We start from the raw sequence: 15,646 nt of genomic DNA, 5'->3' as shown, positions 1-15,646 counted from the left end.
CGGGTCTGTGCCCTGCTTCGCGCCGCGGATGCCGCTTGCGCCGGACGCGCTGGCGCGGCATCGTTCGCTCCTTCCATACGCACGCGTATCCATCGCCCGCATGACGTCGACCGCCGCCGCCACCGACTCCACGCCCTACCCCCATCTGTTCACCCCGCTGGACCTGGGCTTCACGACGGTCCGCAACCGCGTGCTGATGGGGTCGATGCACACCGGGCTGGAGGATCGGGCGAAGGATTTCCCGCGCTTGGCCGCGTACTTCGCCGAACGCGCCGCCGGCGGGGTGGGCCTGATCGTCACCGGCGGCTTCTCGCCCAACCTGGTGGGCTGGCTGAAGCCGTTCGGCGGCAAACTGTCGTGGCCGTGGGAGGCGCGGCCGCACAAGTTCGTGACCAAGGCCGTCCACGAGCACGGCGCGAAAATCTGCGCGCAGCTGCTGCATGCCGGCCGATACGGCTACCACCCGCTGACGGTGGCGCCGTCGAAGTTGAAGGCGCCGATCAATCCGTTCACGCCACGCGCCCTGTCGGCACGGGGCGTCGAGCGCCAGATCAGCGCCTATGCCAACGCGGCCAAGCTGGCGCGCGACGCCGGCTACGACGGCGTGGAAATCATGGGTTCGGAAGGCTATTTCATCAACGAGTTCACCGCGCCCCGCACCAACAAGCGCAACGACGCCTGGGGTGGCACGCCGGAGAAGCGCATGCGCTTCGCGGTGGAGATCGTGCGGCGCGTGCGCGAGGCCGTCGGCCCGGACTTCATCATCATCTACCGGCTCTCGTTGCTGGACCTGGTCGAGGACGGCAACCGGTGGGACGAGATCGTCCTGCAGGCCCAGGCCATCGAAGCGGCGGGCGCGACGATCATCAATTCCGGCATCGGCTGGCACGAGGCGCGCGTGCCGACCATCGTCACCTCGGTGCCGCGCGCGGCCTTCGTGGACGTGACCGCCAAGCTCAAGACACACGTGCGCGTGCCGCTGGTGGCGACCAATCGCATCAACATGCCGGAGGTGGCCGAAGGCATCCTCGCCGCCGGCAAGGCCGACATGGTCTCCCTGGCGCGTCCGCTGCTGGCCGACCCGCAATGGGCGAACAAGGCTCGTAGCGGTCTGCCACAGGCGATCAACACCTGCATCGCCTGCAACCAGGCCTGCCTGGACCACGTGTTCGAGAACAAGCTGGCCAGTTGCCTGGTCAACCCGCGCGCCTGCCACGAAACGGACCTCATCTATAAGAAGACCTTCGCGCCGAAGACCGTCGCCGTGGTTGGTGCGGGGCCGGCGGGTCTGGCGTGCGCCACCGTCGCCGCCGAGCGCGGCCACCGCGTCACCCTGTTCGACGCGGCCGACGAGATCGGCGGGCAGTTCAACTACGCCAAGCGGATCCCGGGCAAGGAGGAGTTCCACGAGACCTTGCGTTACTTCCGCCATCGGCTGGAGGAAACCCGGGTGGAGGTGAAACTCGCCTCGCCCGTCGCGGCGGCCGACCTGAGCGGCTTCGACGAGGTCGTGCTGGCTACCGGCATCACCCCGCGCAAGGTGGCCTTTCCGGGTGCCGACCACGCCAAGGTGGTCAGCTACGTGGACGTGCTCTCGGGCCGGGTGACGGTGGGCGCCCGCGCGGCGCTGATCGGCGCCGGCGGCATCGGCTTCGACGTGGCCGAATACCTGACCCACGAAGGCCACTCGCCCTCGCTGGACCCGGCTCGCTGGATGGCCGAATGGGGCGTGGACCCGAGCTTCGAGGCCCGCGGCAGCTTGGTCCGGCCGCAGCCGGAGCCACCGGTCCGGGAGATCTGGCTGCTGCAGCGCAGCCCCGGGAAGCCCGGCGCCCGCCTCGGCAAGACCAGCGGCTGGGTGCACCGGGCCACGCTGAAGGCCAAGCAGGTGAAGATGCTGGGCGGGGTGGAGTACCTGGGCGTGGACGACGCCGGCCTGCGCATCCGCGTGGACGGGGCCGACCAGCTGCTGCCGGTCGACCACGTGGTGGTCTGCGCCGGCCAGGAGCCGCGCCGCGACCTGCAGTCCGACCTGCTTGCCGCCGGCCGCACGCCGCACCTGATCGGCGGCGCCGACGTGGCCGCCGAGCTCGACGCCAAGCGCGCCATCGACCAAGGCAGCCGGCTGGCGGCGCGCCTGTAATCCTCCTGCCGTCGCGTCGAGCTTGCTCGACACCGAACGCTTTGAATCCGGGAAATCCCCCCAAAAGCAGCGGAGCAAGCTCCGCTCTACGGTGCCGCATCTTGCGACACCCTTCACAATTCCAGCCAGACGCCGGGGGGCCGCGTCAAGCCGCCCCGTTCAGGCCGAGTTGGGTCGCCCCCGCCTACCTTGCGCGCACTTTCCGGCCCGCCGCCCAGTTCAGGCGGGCTGAGCCCGGCGCCCGGATCCCTTCTCGATCCGGCCTTGCCGGTCCCCGGGCAGCCCGTGTGAAGGCTGCCTCCCCATAACGCCCTGCCGCGTCCCATCGATGTCCTTCCCTGCGTATTGGGAGAGGCAGGGGCGCGGGAAAGACGGAGCAAGGAGTTCCCATGAAACTGGCCTGGATCCTATGGCTGTCGCAGATGTTGCCGCAGCCGGCCGCCGATTCGCTTTGCCTCAGCACCACCGTTTACCTGGAAGCCCGCGACCAGACCCTGCGCGGCCAACAGGCCGTCGCCGAAGTGGCCTTGCGCCGCCGCGACAGCGGCCTGTGGGGCGACTCCGTCTGCTCCGTGGTCACCGCCCGCAAGCAGTTCGCTCCGACCATCGTCGGCCCCAACACCCGCCTGCAGAATGCGGATGCCTGGGCCAAGTCAGTGAGCGTGGCCCTCAACGCCGAGCGCAACTGGGCCCTGCCGCCCGGCCAGCGCAAGGAGATCGTCCCGGGCGCCAGCCATTTCATGGCGCACCAGATCGCCAGCCCAAGTTGGCGCAATGCCTACCACGTGGCGACGATCGGCGATCACACGTTCCTGCGCGTGCAGAAGCTCAAGCCCCGCTCCTGAGAACGAGCGCTTTCGAAGCCACGCGAGCCAGCGCACCGATCCGTTCGCCGCAGCAGGACCCGCATGGCCCCTACTCTCCCCTCCCTGCGGGAGAGGGCAAGGGGTGAGGGCAAACCGCCACGATGCCTGCGGTTCGTACACAACACGATCCGTTGCACTGCGCATCACGCTGGAAACGTTGAAGGCCCGCGATAATCGCGGGCCTTTCATTGCAGGGGACACCATGAAGCTCTACACCAAGCCCGGCGCGTGCTCGACCGCCGACCACATCGCGCTGCAGTGGACCGGCCAGCCGTTCGACGTGCAGGTGATGACGGCCGCCGAGATGAAGGAGCCGGCCTACCTGGCGATCAATCCCACCGGCGCGGTACCGGCGATCGTCGATGGAGACTTCGTGCTGACCCAGAACGCGGCCATCATGGGCTACATCGCCGACACGTATCCGCAGGCGCGCCTCGCCGGCGACGGCTCGCCGCAGCAGCGCGCGCAGGCGGCGAAATGGCTGGCCTTCGTCAACTCCGACGTGCATCCGGCGTTCCATCCGCTGTTCGGGCCGGCGCGCTTCATCGGTGACGAAGCGCAGTTCGAGGCGGTGAAGCAGGCCGCGCGCAAGCGCCTGCGCGGGCTGTTCGAGCAGGCCGACAGGCAGCTCGAAGGCCGCGACTGGCTCGCGGGTTTCCGCAGCTTCGCGGATCCCTACTTCTACATCACGCTGCGCTGGGCCGAGCGCACCGGTGTGGATCTCGCGGGTCTGGCGAACATCGCCGCATTCAAGCAGCGCATGGAGGCCGATGCCGGCGTGCAGGCCGCGTTGAAAACCGAAGGCCTGGTCTGATTCCGCCCGGCGCGCGTCACGCCAGCGACGCGCGCACGTCCTCCAGCCATCGCGTGGCGAAGGTGTGGTCGCGCGCCTTCGTCAGCGCGGTGGCGACATCCGGCAGCAGCGCTTCCAGATCGTCGGCGTTGGCGCACCGCTCGACCTTGAGCTGCAGGAAGTACCCCTTCAGTCCGATATGCGACCGGATGTCGTCGGTGATGCGCGCATACAGCAGGTTGTAGCGCTCGGCCGAGGTCATCGCCACCGCGGGCGCCTTCGGGGCCGCCACTGCCGCCACTGCCGCCAGCATCGATGCCGCGCCGGAGCGTCGTTCGATCAGGCCATCGGCGGCCAACAGGCTGAGCGCATCGTCCGGAGCATGCAGGCCGCTCATCATCGCCTGCAGTTCGTCGTCGCTGCGCTGGCCGTCCACCAGCAACAGGATCGAACGCAGCCCCGCAGGCAGCTTGCGCGTGCGCTGCTGGATCTCGTTGCGTCCGGCCTCGGTCTTGCACCATCTGGTCTGCATGGCATTCCCCCACGCCGCGCGGTGGGCCCCTCCCACGGCTACGGCGTTCCCCTGTCCGCCAGTAGTACCCCGGCCCGGCCCTCCCCCGCTGCCACGCGGGTCACACAAACGGCACGGGGCCGCCCGACCTTCGTCGAACGGCCCCGCGGGACGGCGATGCGCGGACTTCAGCGCTGGTCGATCGGCACGAAGGCCAGATCCTCGGGCCCCGTGTAATTGGCGCTCGGGCGGATGATCTTGCCGTCGATGCGCTGCTCGATGACGTGCGCGCTCCAGCCGCTGGTGCGGGCGATCACGAACAGCGGGGTAAACATCGCCGTCGGCACGCCCATCATGTGGTAGCTGACCGCGCTGAACCAGTCCAGGTTCGGGAACATCTTCTTGATGTCCCACATCACCGACTCCAGGCGCTCGGCGATGTCGTACATCTTCATGTTCGACTGCTCGGCCGACAGGTCCTTCGCCACCTGCTTGATGACCTGGTTGCGCGGGTCGGCGACGGTGTACACCGGGTGGCCGAAGCCGATCACCACTTCCTTGCGCTCCACCCGCGCCTTGATGTCGGCTTCCGCTTCGTCGGGCGATTCGTAGCGCTTCTGCACTTCGAAGGCCACTTCGTTGGCGCCGCCGTGCTTCGGGCCGCGCAGCGCACCGATGCCGCCGGCGATGGCCGAATGCATGTCGCTGCCGGTGCCGGCGATGACACGGCAGGTGAAGGTGGAGGCGTTGAACTCGTGCTCGGCGTACAGGATCAGCGAGGTGTGCATGGCGCGCACCCACGACTCGCGCGGCTTCTCGCCGTGCAGCAGGTGCAGGAAGTGGCCACCAATGGAGTCGTCGTCGGTTTCCACGTCGATGGCGCGACCGTTATGGCTCCAGTGGTACCAGTACAGCAGCATCGAACCCAGCGACGCCATCAGCTTGTCGGCGATGTCGCGTGCGCCCGGATGGTTGTGGTCGTCCTTTTCCGGCGAGACGCAGCCCAGCACGGACACGCCGGTGCGCATCACGTCCATCGGGTGCGCGGACGGCGGCAGTTCCTCCAGCGCCGCCTTCACCGCCGCCGGGATGCCACGCAGCGACTTCAGCTTGGCCTTGTACGCGGCCAACTCGGCGCGGTTGGGCAGCTTACCGTGCACCAGCAGGTGCGCGATCTCTTCGAACTCGCTGGTGGTGGCGATGTCGAGGATGTCGTAACCGCGGTAATGCAGGTCGTTGCCGCTGCGGCCGACCGTGCACAGCGCGGTGTTGCCGGCGGCGGTGCCGGACAGGGCAACGGATTTCTTGGGTTTGAAGGGAACGGCAGCGTCTGACATTGCAACACCTCTTGATGATGTAAAGCCCCTCTCCCACCGGGAGAGGGGTTGGGGTGAGGGTACGGCGAAGTCCGCAGTGGCTCGGACATCACTGACTTCGCCGTACCCTCATCCGCCCCTACGGGGCACCTTCTCCCGATGGGAGAAGGGGAAAGCTATTTTTTTGTCGCGAATAAGGCGTCGAGCTTCTGCTCGAACGCGTGGTAACCGATACGGTCGTACAGTTCCTCGCGCGTCTGCATCGTATCGACCACGTTCCTCTGGTGGCCGTCGCGACGGATCGCTTCGTACACGTTCTCGGCGGCCTTGTTCATCGCGCGGAACGCCGACAGCGGGTACAGCTGGATCGCCACGCCGACCGAAGCGAGTTCGTCGCGGGTGAACAGCGGCGTCTTGCCGAACTCGGTGATGTTGGCCAGCACCGGCACCTTCACCGCCTCGACGAAGCGCTGGTAGGTGGGCAGGTCGTAGGCGGCCTCGGCGAAGATGCCGTCGGCACCCGCCTCGACGCAAGCGATGGCGCGCTCGATGGCGGCGTCCACGCCCTCGACCTGGATGGCGTCGGTACGCGCGATTAGAAAGAAGTCCGCGTCGGTCTTCGCATCGGCGGCGGCTTTCACGCGGTCGACCATCTCACCGGCCGAGACGATCTCCTTGCCCGGACGATGGCCGCAGCGCTTGGCGCCGACCTGGTCCTCGATGTGGCAGGCGGCGGCACCGGCCTTGATCAGCGACTTCACCGTGCGCTCGATATTGAACGCGCTGGGACCGAAGCCGGTGTCGATGTCGACCATCAGCGGCAGGTCGCAGACGTCGGTGATGCGACGCACGTCGATGAGCACGTCTTCCAGCGTGTTGATGCCCAGGTCGGGCAGCCCCAGCGATCCTGCGGCGACGCCGCCGCCGGACAGGTAGATCGCCTTGTAGCCGGCGCGCTTGGCCAGCAGCGCGTGGTTGGCGTTGATGGCGCCGATCACCTGCAGCGGCGATTCGGCGGCGAGCGCGGCGCGGAATGTCGCGCCGGCGGACGGGGTGCTCATTGCGACGGACTCCTCTCGGTGAGCGAGCGGTCCCGGCTAGGCCGGGACCGGAGGTGCGTGAAGGGTACGCCCCTCTTCGGGGGGCAAATCTGGCACCATCCGCAGGGTTGATCAATCTTGATCGAACGAATCAATATTTCTCCATGGCCTCCGCGACCGACCTGCTCTCCGCCCGCGACACCTGCCGCCTGCTGGGCATCAGCCAGGCCACGCTGTACGCCTACGTGAGCCGCGGCCTGCTGGAATCGCGCCCGGGCAAGGACCACCGCAGCCGCCTCTACCTGCGCCAGGACGTGGAACGGCTGGCCCAGCGCAAGCAGGTGGGGCGCGGGGCGGCCCGGGGCGCCGCGCAGAGTCTGGATCGCGGCTTGCCGGTGCTGGAGACGCGGATATCGCTGATCCGCCCGGACGGCCCGTACTACCGCGGGCGTTCGGCGATCGGCATGGTCCACGACGGCGCCACGCTGGAAGACGTCGCGCGGCAACTGTGGGACTGCGGCGACGAGGACCCGTTCGCCGCCCCCACGCTGGCACAGTGGCCCGCCGTTGTGGCGCCGCTCGCCTCCGACGCCGCGCTGCCGCCGCTGGAACGCGCGATGGCCGGCATTCCGCTGCTGGCGCTGGACGTGCGCCACTCCTTCAACTCCGCGCCGCGCGTGCGCCACGAGATCGCCGCCGGCCTGCTGCGCCACAACGCGGCGCTGCTGGTCGCGCAAGCGCCGTCGGATGCGCCGGTGCACCGCGTGCTCGCGCAGGCCTGGCACCCGGGCGACGATGGATTCGCCGATCTCGTCCGTGCCGCGCTGGTCGTTTGCGCAGACCACGAATTGAATGTCTCGGCCTTTGCCGCACGCGTGGTGGCCTCCACCGGCGCGCATCTGCACGCCACCGTCTGCAGCGGCCTCGCCGCGCTGTCCGGGCCACGCCACGGCGGCGCGACGGCGCGCGCGTACGCGCTCATCGCCGATGCACGCGAGGCAGGACACGCGCGCCGCTTCATCAGCGAGCGCTGGCAGCGTGGCGATGATCTTCCAGGCTTTGGCCACGCGCTGTATCCGCAGGGCGATCCGCGCGGCAACGAGTTGCTGGCGCGCGCACGCGAGCGCCACGCAGGCGAGCGCGAAATGGCCGCATTGGAAACGCTGATCGCCGCGACCGAAGACATCAGCGGCCTGCGTCCGAACATCGACTTCATGCTCGCGGCGATCTGCCACCTCAACCGCCTGCCGGCGACGCCCGCGCTGGTGATGTTCGCTGCGGGCCGCCTTGCCGGCTGGCTGGCGCACGCGCTGGAACAACAGGCGCAGGGCCGTCTGATCCGTCCACGCGCCAGCTACACCGGCATCACGCCTCCGGCGTGATGTCCGCGCGCAGGTTTGACATCGCGCGCGCGGGCAGGGACCCTGCGGACGTCCGTCCACCGTATCGCCCGCAATGCGCCCTGCCCTCGTCCTGTGCCTGCTGCTGACGATGATGACTCCGACCACCATCGCCCGGAACGCCGACAACCCGCACCCACCGGCCAGCACGTCGACGCCGGTTCCACCGCTGCCCGCGTGGCTGCCCGCGCTCGATGCCCTGTACGACGCCGAACTGCGCGCGCCGGGGTTGGAGGACCGTGTCTTCACCGCGGAGCATTGGTGGTCGGTGGCCACGCCGCTGCTGGCGCCGGCGCATGGCTTCCGGATCGAGGAAATCGGCCGCAGCGTGGAAGGTCGTCCCTTGCGGCATGTCCGTTGGGGTGACGGAAAGAAGACCGTACTGCTCTGGTCGCAGATGCACGGCGACGAGAGCACGGCGACGATGGTGCTGGCGGACCTGTTCCGCTTCCTCGGCGAACACCCCGATCATCCGCTGGTGACGCGGTTGCGCGCGAACACCACGCTGCACGTCTTCCCCATCGTCAATCCCGACGGCGCCGCGCGCTTCCAGCGCCGCAACGTGCAGGGCATCGACATCAACCGCGATGCGCGGATGCTGGCCACACCGGAAGCGCGCACGCTGAAGGCGCTGTACGACCAGGTGAAGCCGGTGTACGGCTTCAACCTCCACGACCAACGCGTGGGCTACCGCGCCGGCGACTCCGACCGCGGCACTGCCATCGCCCTGCTATCGCCGCCGTACAACCACGCCGCCGACGTCAACGATGTCCGCACGCGCGCCATCGAAGTGGCCGGCGTCATCCGCGCCGCGCTGGAGCCCTACCTCGCCGGCCACATCGCGCGCTGGGACGAGACCTTCGATCCGCGCGCGTTCGGCGACCTCACCACGCAGTGGGGTACCAGCACCGTGCTGATCGAGGCCGGCGGCATCGAGGGCGACGTGCAGAAGCAGCGCCTGCGCAAGCTCTACTTCCTCGGCCTGGTGGCCGCGCTCGACAGCATCGCGACCAGCAGCCACGCAGGCGTATCGCCTGCGCTCTATCGCGAACTGCCGGAGAACGGCGATGTCTGGCCGGACCTGCTGGTGCGCGGCGGCACCTTGGCCGTGCCGGGTCGCCCGCCGATGAAGGCCGATCTGCTGATCAATTTCCGCAATCCGCTGACGGAAACCGACGGTGCCATCGCCGATGTCGGCGACCTTCGCGCGAAAAAGGCCCGTCGCACCCTCGATGCGCGCGACCTGTTCATCGTGCCGATCCCGGGGCATGCGGGCGAGCGCACGGTGATCGAAGCCAACGACGACGGCGACAACGACGAACCGCGCTCACCCCTGCCGCTCACGCCCGGTGCAAGCGCGCGCTTCGTGCTGAGCCGCGATCCGCACGGCCGCGACGTGGTGTGGACGCTCGATGGCAGCGTGGACCCGGCGACGCCGTCGCCTCCGGCCCGCTGACCGTCAGCTGCCGACCTCAGGCCCGCGCTGCAGGGCACGCTTCACTTCTTCCAGCGCGTTGGGATCGTCCAGCGTGGAGAGATCGCCGGGATCCGCACCCTGCGCCAGCGCCTGCAGCGAACGCCGCAGCAGTTTGCCCGAACGCGTCTTCGGCAACGCGTTGACGATGTAGACGCGCGCCGGGCGCGCGACCGCCCCCAGGCTCTGCTCCACCGTGCGACGCATGCCATCGGCGGCCTGCACGCGCTCGTGCGGTTCGTCGGTGGCTTGGCGCAACGTGGCGAACACCACGGACACCTGCCCTTTCAGTTCGTCCGCCACGCCGATGACGGCGGCTTCCGCGACCGCCGGGAATCCGGACACGGATTCCTCGATCTCGCGCGTGCCCAGGCGATGCCCGGCGACGTTGATGACGTCATCGGTGCGGCCGAGGATGAAGGTGTAGCCGTCCTCGTCGCGGATCGCCCAGTCCAGCGAGCTGTACAGCAGCTCCTTGAAGTGGCTGAAGTAGCTGGACAGGAAGCGTGCGTCGTCGTTCCAGATCGTCGTCATGCAACCGGGTGGCAGCGGCGGCGGCATCACCAGCACGCCCTTCTGGCCAGGGCCGACTTCCTCGCCGGTGCTTTCGTCGATCACCTTCATGCGATAGCCGAGATTCGGGAAGCCCGGTGAACCGAAGCGCACGGGCTTCATGTCCAGGCCAGGCAACAGCGTCAACGCCGGCCAGCCGGTCTCGGTCTGCCAGTAGTTGTCGATGACCGGCTTGCCGATCGCATCGGTGATCCAGTGCGCGGTGGGCTCGTCCAGCGGCTCGCCGGCCAGGAACAGGTACTTCAGTTCTGACAGGTCGTGGCGCTTGATGAAGTCGATGTCGTGCTTCTTCAGCACGCGCACCGCCGTGGGCGAGGAGAACATCGTGCGCACGCCGTATTGCTCGCACAGCGCCCACCAGATGGCTGCGTCCGGCGTGATCGGCAGCCCCTCGTACAGCACCGAGGTGGCGCCGACGATCAGTGGGCCGTACACGTTGTAGGAGTGTCCCACCGCCCAGCCGACATCGGACGTGGAAAACATCACCTGCCCCGGCCCCACGTCGAATACCGTGCGCATCGACAGCGCCAGCGCGACGGCATAGCCGCCGACGTCGCGCTGCACGCCCTTCGGCTTACCGGTGGTGCCTGAGGTGTAGAGCAGGTAGCTGGGCTCGTTCGATTCCAGCCACTCGACCGGCACATCGGTTTCGCCTACTTGCGCACGCAACGCGGCGTAGTCCTCGTCGCGGCCGGGCACTTTGGGTTCGGCAGGATCCAGGCCGCGGGAGACGATCAGCACCTTGGCCGGCGGCGCCACGGCCTTCATGCAGGCTTCGTCGACCAGCGCCTTGTACGGAATGACCTTGCCGCCGCGACTGCCCGCATCGGCGGCGATCAGCAGCTTCGGTTGCGCGTCGTCGATGCGCAGCGCCAGGTTGTGCGCGGCGAAACCGCCGAACACCACCGAATGCACGGCGCCGATGCGCGCGCAAGCCAGCATCGCGAACACGGCTTCTGCCATGTTCGGCATGTAGATGACCACGCGGTCGCCGCGGCCGACGTCGAGCCGCTTGAGCACGGCGGCGAAGGCATTCACCTCGCGGTACAGCTCGCGATAGGTGATCTCGCGGGTGACATCGGTCTCGGTCGACACCGCCACCAGCGCCAGCTGTTCGCCACGTTCGGCGAGATGGCGATCCACCGCGTTGTAGCAGAGGTTGGTCTGGCCGCCGACGAACCAGCGGCGGAAGGGCGGCTTCGAATAGTCGAGGATCTGCTGCGGCGGCATGTGCCAGTGGATGGCCTTGGCTTCCTCGCCCCAGAAGGCTTCGGGCTGCTCGATCGAGCGCCGGTAGACGTCTTCGTATGCCATGCGATCCTCCCAGATGCAGCGACTGCGGGCAGCATAGTCCTGCACCCCGGCGGCGACCTTCCTACCTTGGTCGCATGGGACATGCTGTCGCACCCAAACGAAAACGCCGGGTGTTAACCCGGCGTTTTCTTGTCAGTTGCGGTCCGCGATCAGTCCAGCAGGTGCGCCACGCCGCTGCGCTCTTCTTCCAGCTCGGCCAGCGTCTTGTCGATGGCCTTCTGGCTGAAGTCGTCGACCGGCAGATCCTTCACCATGGTGTACTCGCCATTCTCGGTGGTGACGGCGAAGCCGAACATCACGCCCTCCGGGATGCCGTAGCTGCCGTCGGACGGAATGCCCATCGTCACCCACTTGCCGTTGCTGCCCAGCACCCAGTCGCGCACGTGGTCAATGGCGGCGTTGGCAGCCGACGCGGCCGACGACAGGCCGCGCGCCTCGATGATCGCGGCGCCGCGCTTGCCGACCTGCGGGATGAAGGTATTCGCGTTCCAGTCGGCGTCGCCGATCTTGTCCTTCAGCGACTGGCCGTTGACGGTGGCGAAGCGGTAGTCCGGGTACATGGTCGGGCTGTGGTTGCCCCACACGACCAGCTTCTCGATGTCGCCCACGGCCACGCCGGCCTTGTTGGCCAGCTGCGACAGCGCACGGTTGTGGTCCAGGCGCAGCATCGCGGTGAAGTTCTTCGACGGCAGGTCCGGCGCGGACTTCATCGCGATGTAGGCGTTGGTGTTGGCCGGGTTGCCGACCACCAGCACCTTGACGTTGCGGCTGGCGACCTTGTTCAGCGCCGCGCCCTGGGCGGTGAAGATCTTGGCGTTCTCCAGCAGCAGGTCCTTGCGCTCCATGCCCGGGCCGCGCGGACGCGCGCCGACCAGCAGGGCCACGTCGGCGTCCTTGAACGCGACTTCCGGATCGTCGGTGCCGACGATGCCGGCCAGCAGCGGGAACGCGCAGTCTTCCAGCTCCATGATCACGCCCTTCAGCGCGGCCTGGGCCTTCTCCAGCGGCAGCTCGAGCAGCTGCAGGATGACCGGCTGGTCCTTGCCCAGCATTTCGCCGGAGGCGATGCGGAACAGCAGCGCGTAGCCGATCTGGCCAGCAGCGCCGGTGACGGCAACACGGACGGGGGTTTTCATGGTGCGGATCCTCAAGGTTTCGTAGGGCAGGCGTCGGCCCACCGCGTGGGGACAGCGTGGGCCGTAGCCCACAGTGCGATTACTTCAACTCGGCGAAAAATTCCTGGAAGCGTTGCAAGCCCGGCGCGAGTTGCGGCGTCGGGCAGGTGTAGCTGATGCGCAGCGCGCGCGGCTCGCCGAACGCCGAACCCGGCACGCAGGCCACGCCCTTGGCATCGAGCAGCGCATTGCAGAAATCGACGTCGTTGGCGATCGGCGTGCCGTTGTGCGACTTGCCGAACGCGCAGCTGATGTCCGGGAACACATAGAACGCGCCCTGCGGCCGCGGGCAGACCACGCCGGGGATCGCCTCCATCGCCGCCAGCACCTGGTCGCGCTTGGCCTGGAACTCGGCGTTCTTGGCCACGGGCACGTCCTGCGGACCAGTCAGCGCGGCGATCGCCGCGGCGGTGACGACTTCCGGCACGTTGGTGATGTGGTTGGAGTTCATCGTGGTCAGCGCTTTCGCGACCGACTCGGGGCCAGCCATGAAGCCCACACGCCAGCCCGGCATGCCATAGGTCTTGGAGAGCGAATCGACGAACACCGTGCGGTCGCGCAGCTCCGGCCGTGCCTGCACGAAATTGGTGTACGCCAGGCCGTCGAACAGCATGCGGTTGTAGATGTCGTCGGTGACGATCCAGGTGTCCGGATACTTCACCAGCACGTCGGCGAGCGCGGCGACTTCCTCGCGCGTGTAGACCATGCCCGTCGGATTGGACGGGTTGTTGAACAGGAACACCTTGGGCTTGTGCGTCGCCAAGGCCTCGTCGAGCTGCGCGGGCGGGAGCTTGTAGTCCTGGTTCGCCGCGCACGGCAGCGGCACCGCATTGGCGTTGACGATGTCGGCGATGTCGGCGTAGGTGGTCCAGTACGGCGACGGATAGACGAGGGTGTCGCCTTCGTCCAGCAGCGACTCGGCCAGGTTGTACAGGATGTGCTTGGCGCCGATGCCGGTGGACACGTTGGCGCGCGTGTAGCCGGTCAGGCCCAGCGCCTCGATGTGCTGCAGGAAGGCGTCGAGCAGCGCATCGGTGCCGCGGTTGCTGCCGTACTGTCCGGAGTCTTTCGCCAGCGCTTCGCGTGCGGCCTGGTAGACATGGTCGCCGGGCAGGAAATTGGGGACGCCGATCGAGAAGCTGATGATGTCGCGGCCTTCGGCCTTGAGCTTCTTGGCCTTTTCGGCCACCGCCATGATCGCACTGGGCTTGGCGCGACCGATGCGCCGGGCAAGCAGGGGCATTGCACAACCTCGCGTGGAAACGATTAGAGAGCGTCGCCGCCGTCTTTTTGCGGCGCAAAATGGTATCACGCCACCCCACTTCGACCGACTAGCCCATGGTCTACGTCGATCGGGTCAACACCCCGGCGTCACTGGTAGTCCACTACGTCGCCCAGGTCGTAGTTCTCGTCGAAATAGGCCTGCCACTGTGCGTAGGCGCCGCGCAGGCAGGCGGGGGTCTGGCAGGCGTCGAGTTGGCGGGTGGCGGCCTGGACCGTGCGGTCGCCGTCGGGATAGCGATCAGCCAATTCCTTGAACTGCCGGCGCATGCCGGCGTCCAGCGCACCAAATTCTTCGTGTCCGCAGACCAGCGCGGCGCGGACGCTGCCGGCCGGGGCGTCGGTGTCGCACTCGGCGGGCGCTGACGATGCGTGGGCGGTCTCGACGGCCGCAGCGAGTTCGCTGCGATCGCGCTCGGTCAGCCGGCGCACGAAGCCCAGGTCGTCGGTCTGGCCGGCACCCCACGTAATGCGCAGGGTGAAGCCGTTTCCGCTCTGGTCCTGCAGTTTGCGCAGGGTCACCGTCTCGCTGGGCCCGGTCTCGGAGGTCAGGTGCAGGGCCAGCGTGCCGTTGTCCAGGTCGACATCCTCGACCTGCCCATTCAGCCACGCACCGTCGCGTGCGATCCGCAGGCCCGTGTCAGGCTGCCAGGCGATGGCGTACAGGGTTTCGGCATCGTCGCCTTCGCTGTGGTCCGTGCTCCAGAGGCCTTCCAGGCTCTGCTGGAAGCTCTCCGCCGATGCGTCGACGGCGGTCGCGGCGGCGGGGTCGGTCGGCGGAGCCTCGTTGTCGTTCCTGCAGGCGCCCAGCACCAGGGCGGTGGCGAGCAGCAGGGCCATGCGCATTGCGCGCCGGCGGCGATCCTTCATTCGGAGCTCCTGACGGGAAAGGGCCGGCCACGGTCGGCCGGCCCTTCATTCCATCACGCCGACAGGAAGCGATTCCACTCGGCCACGCGCTCGGCCTTGGCGGCCAGCACGGCGTCCGCGTCACCTTCGATGGTGACTTTGGTGATCAGGTCGCCCTGCTTCACCGCATCGACCACGTCCAGCCCTTCGACGACCTTGCCGAACACGGTGTGCTTGCCGTCCAGCCACGGGGTGGGCACGTGGGTGATGAAGAACTGGCTGCCGTTGGTGTTCGGGCCGGCATTGGCCATCGAGAGCACGCCGCGCTCATGGCGCACGCCGTTGGTGGTCTCGTCCTCGAAACGGTAGCCCGGGCCGCCGCGACCGGAGCCTTCCGGGCAGCCGCCCTGGATCATGAAGTCGGCGATGACGCGGTGGAAGTTCAGACCGTCGTAGAAGCCACGCTTGGCCAGGTTGACGAAGTTGGCCACGGTCAGGGGGGCCTTGTCGGGGTACAGCTCGATCTTGATCGGGCCGCGGGAGGTATCGAAGGTGGCGATCAGCTGGCTCATGGGATGGTTCTCCGGGGTGAAATGAGGAAACGGGTGATGCGCCACGCCAGCCAGACCACCCAGGCCATGCCCAGCCCGAGCATCAGGCCGGCCACGAGCGCCAGGGGAAGGCCCAGCGAGGGCCCCACCCTCCCGACCAGCGGATGGTCGGGGTTGTAGTGCAGGAACAGGCCAAAGCCGCGGACGGACGCCCATGCCAGCTGCCAGATCACGGCGCCGACGAGCGATTTCAAGGGGAACCCGACGCTGGCCGTGTTCATCTTGGAGGTTTTCCGCCAAATCAGGTGCTTAGGACACAAGAGCCCGCTATAATACGCCGCTTCCTTTCCCCACTTGTGC

Annotated in this window: 14 protein-coding genes; 5 read left to right on the top strand and 9 right to left on the bottom strand. The window is 68.0% G+C overall.

Translation table 11 applies throughout. The features are described 5' to 3' along the window. The first annotated feature begins 100 nt into the window (after positions 1-100). The 3 genes from AC23D6_RS05585 to AC23D6_RS05575 all read left to right on the top strand — a co-directional run bounded on the left by AC23D6_RS05585 (position 101) and on the right by AC23D6_RS05575 (position 3,823). The gene (locus tag AC23D6_RS05585) at positions 101-2,143 is read left to right on the top strand and encodes an FAD-dependent oxidoreductase (RefSeq protein WP_487751795.1); all 2,043 of its coding nucleotides are present in this window, start codon (positions 101-103) and stop codon (positions 2,141-2,143) included. Between the two features lie 389 nt (positions 2,144-2,532). After that, positions 2,533-2,988 carry a cell wall hydrolase gene (locus AC23D6_RS05580; RefSeq protein WP_487751794.1) on the top strand — a complete coding sequence of 152 codons (456 nt, stop codon included), beginning with the start codon at positions 2,533-2,535 and terminating at the stop codon, positions 2,986-2,988. A 223-nt stretch (positions 2,989-3,211) separates the two neighbouring features. Continuing rightward, positions 3,212-3,823 (top strand): glutathione S-transferase family protein, encoded by a 612-nt coding sequence (locus AC23D6_RS05575; protein WP_487751793.1) that lies wholly within the window; start codon positions 3,212-3,214, stop codon positions 3,821-3,823. A gap of 16 nt (positions 3,824-3,839) precedes the next feature. On the opposite strand, the gene AC23D6_RS05570 is transcribed toward AC23D6_RS05575, so the two are convergent. The 3 genes from AC23D6_RS05570 to prpB all read right to left on the bottom strand — a co-directional run bounded on the left by AC23D6_RS05570 (position 3,840) and on the right by prpB (position 6,690). Continuing rightward, positions 3,840-4,334 (bottom strand): hypothetical protein, encoded by a 495-nt coding sequence (locus AC23D6_RS05570; RefSeq protein ID WP_487751792.1) that lies wholly within the window; start codon positions 4,332-4,334, stop codon positions 3,840-3,842. A gap of 167 nt (positions 4,335-4,501) precedes the next feature. Then, complete coding sequence (prpC, locus tag AC23D6_RS05565; RefSeq protein WP_487751791.1) at positions 4,502-5,650, bottom strand: bifunctional 2-methylcitrate synthase/citrate synthase; 1,149 nt, start codon at positions 5,648-5,650, stop codon at positions 4,502-4,504. Positions 5,651-5,805: 155 nt separating this feature from the next. Beyond that, positions 5,806-6,690: a methylisocitrate lyase gene (gene prpB / locus AC23D6_RS05560; protein ID WP_487751790.1), complete on the bottom strand. Its 885-nt coding sequence runs from the start codon at positions 6,688-6,690 to the stop codon at positions 5,806-5,808. Between the two features lie 143 nt (positions 6,691-6,833). Between prpB and AC23D6_RS05555 the strand changes: the two genes are divergently transcribed. Next, entirely contained in the window at positions 6,834-8,051 is a 1,218-nt protein-coding gene (locus AC23D6_RS05555) for a citrate synthase family protein (protein ID WP_487751789.1), read from the top strand. 73 nt (positions 8,052-8,124) lie between these two features. Next, positions 8,125-9,525, top strand: a complete 1,401-nt coding sequence (locus AC23D6_RS05550; protein WP_487751788.1) for a M14 family zinc carboxypeptidase — start codon at positions 8,125-8,127, stop codon at positions 9,523-9,525. A 3-nt stretch (positions 9,526-9,528) separates the two neighbouring features. Here AC23D6_RS05550 and prpE read toward each other — a convergent pair whose 3' ends face one another. The 6 genes from prpE to AC23D6_RS05520 form a co-directional block, all read right to left on the bottom strand. After that, a complete protein-coding gene (gene prpE, locus AC23D6_RS05545) occupies positions 9,529-11,430 on the bottom strand; it encodes a propionate--CoA ligase (RefSeq protein WP_487751787.1) in 1,902 nt (633 codons plus the stop codon). 149 nt (positions 11,431-11,579) lie between these two features. Further along, complete coding sequence (locus AC23D6_RS05540) at positions 11,580-12,566, bottom strand: malate dehydrogenase (protein ID WP_487751786.1); 987 nt, start codon at positions 12,564-12,566, stop codon at positions 11,580-11,582. Between the two features lie 79 nt (positions 12,567-12,645). Next, positions 12,646-13,848, bottom strand: coding sequence for a pyridoxal phosphate-dependent aminotransferase (locus tag AC23D6_RS05535; protein ID WP_487751785.1), 1,203 nt, complete (start codon positions 13,846-13,848; stop codon positions 12,646-12,648). Positions 13,849-13,976: 128 nt separating this feature from the next. After that, a complete protein-coding gene (locus AC23D6_RS05530; protein ID WP_487751784.1) occupies positions 13,977-14,756 on the bottom strand; it encodes a lysozyme inhibitor LprI family protein in 780 nt (259 codons plus the stop codon). A 53-nt stretch (positions 14,757-14,809) separates the two neighbouring features. Further along, complete coding sequence (locus tag AC23D6_RS05525; protein WP_487751783.1) at positions 14,810-15,307, bottom strand: peptidylprolyl isomerase; 498 nt, start codon at positions 15,305-15,307, stop codon at positions 14,810-14,812. Next, positions 15,304-15,567 carry a hypothetical protein gene (locus tag AC23D6_RS05520; RefSeq protein WP_487751782.1) on the bottom strand — a complete coding sequence of 88 codons (264 nt, stop codon included), beginning with the start codon at positions 15,565-15,567 and terminating at the stop codon, positions 15,304-15,306. Before AC23D6_RS05520 ends, AC23D6_RS05525 begins: the two co-directional genes overlap by 4 nt. Positions 15,568-15,646 lie beyond the last annotated feature (79 nt).

It is taken from the genome of Pseudoxanthomonas sp. G3, from assembly GCF_057654715.1.
The sequence above is the reverse complement of the archived record's forward strand: the minus strand, read 5'-3'. Positions and strand labels throughout refer to the sequence as shown.

Coding starts and splice junctions, on each gene's coding strand:
- AC23D6_RS05520 (WP_487751782.1), bottom strand. CDS start 15,567: ATGAACACGGCCAGCGTCGGGTTCCCCTTGAAATCGCTCGTCGGCGCC.
- AC23D6_RS05535 (WP_487751785.1), bottom strand. CDS start 13,848: ATGCCCCTGCTTGCCCGGCGCATCGGTCGCGCCAAGCCCAGTGCGATC.
- prpE (WP_487751787.1), bottom strand. CDS start 11,430: ATGGCATACGAAGACGTCTACCGGCGCTCGATCGAGCAGCCCGAAGCC.
- AC23D6_RS05555 (WP_487751789.1), top strand. CDS start 6,834: ATGGCCTCCGCGACCGACCTGCTCTCCGCCCGCGACACCTGCCGCCTG.
- AC23D6_RS05550 (WP_487751788.1), top strand. CDS start 8,125: ATGCGCCCTGCCCTCGTCCTGTGCCTGCTGCTGACGATGATGACTCCG.
- AC23D6_RS05525 (WP_487751783.1), bottom strand. CDS start 15,307: ATGAGCCAGCTGATCGCCACCTTCGATACCTCCCGCGGCCCGATCAAG.
- prpB (WP_487751790.1), bottom strand. CDS start 6,690: ATGAGCACCCCGTCCGCCGGCGCGACATTCCGCGCCGCGCTCGCCGCC.
- AC23D6_RS05585 (WP_487751795.1), top strand. CDS start 101: ATGACGTCGACCGCCGCCGCCACCGACTCCACGCCCTACCCCCATCTG.
- prpC (WP_487751791.1), bottom strand. CDS start 5,650: ATGTCAGACGCTGCCGTTCCCTTCAAACCCAAGAAATCCGTTGCCCTG.
- AC23D6_RS05575 (WP_487751793.1), top strand. CDS start 3,212: ATGAAGCTCTACACCAAGCCCGGCGCGTGCTCGACCGCCGACCACATC.
- AC23D6_RS05540 (WP_487751786.1), bottom strand. CDS start 12,566: ATGAAAACCCCCGTCCGTGTTGCCGTCACCGGCGCTGCTGGCCAGATC.
- AC23D6_RS05580 (WP_487751794.1), top strand. CDS start 2,533: ATGAAACTGGCCTGGATCCTATGGCTGTCGCAGATGTTGCCGCAGCCG.
- AC23D6_RS05530 (WP_487751784.1), bottom strand. CDS start 14,756: ATGAAGGATCGCCGCCGGCGCGCAATGCGCATGGCCCTGCTGCTCGCC.
- AC23D6_RS05570 (WP_487751792.1), bottom strand. CDS start 4,334: ATGCAGACCAGATGGTGCAAGACCGAGGCCGGACGCAACGAGATCCAG.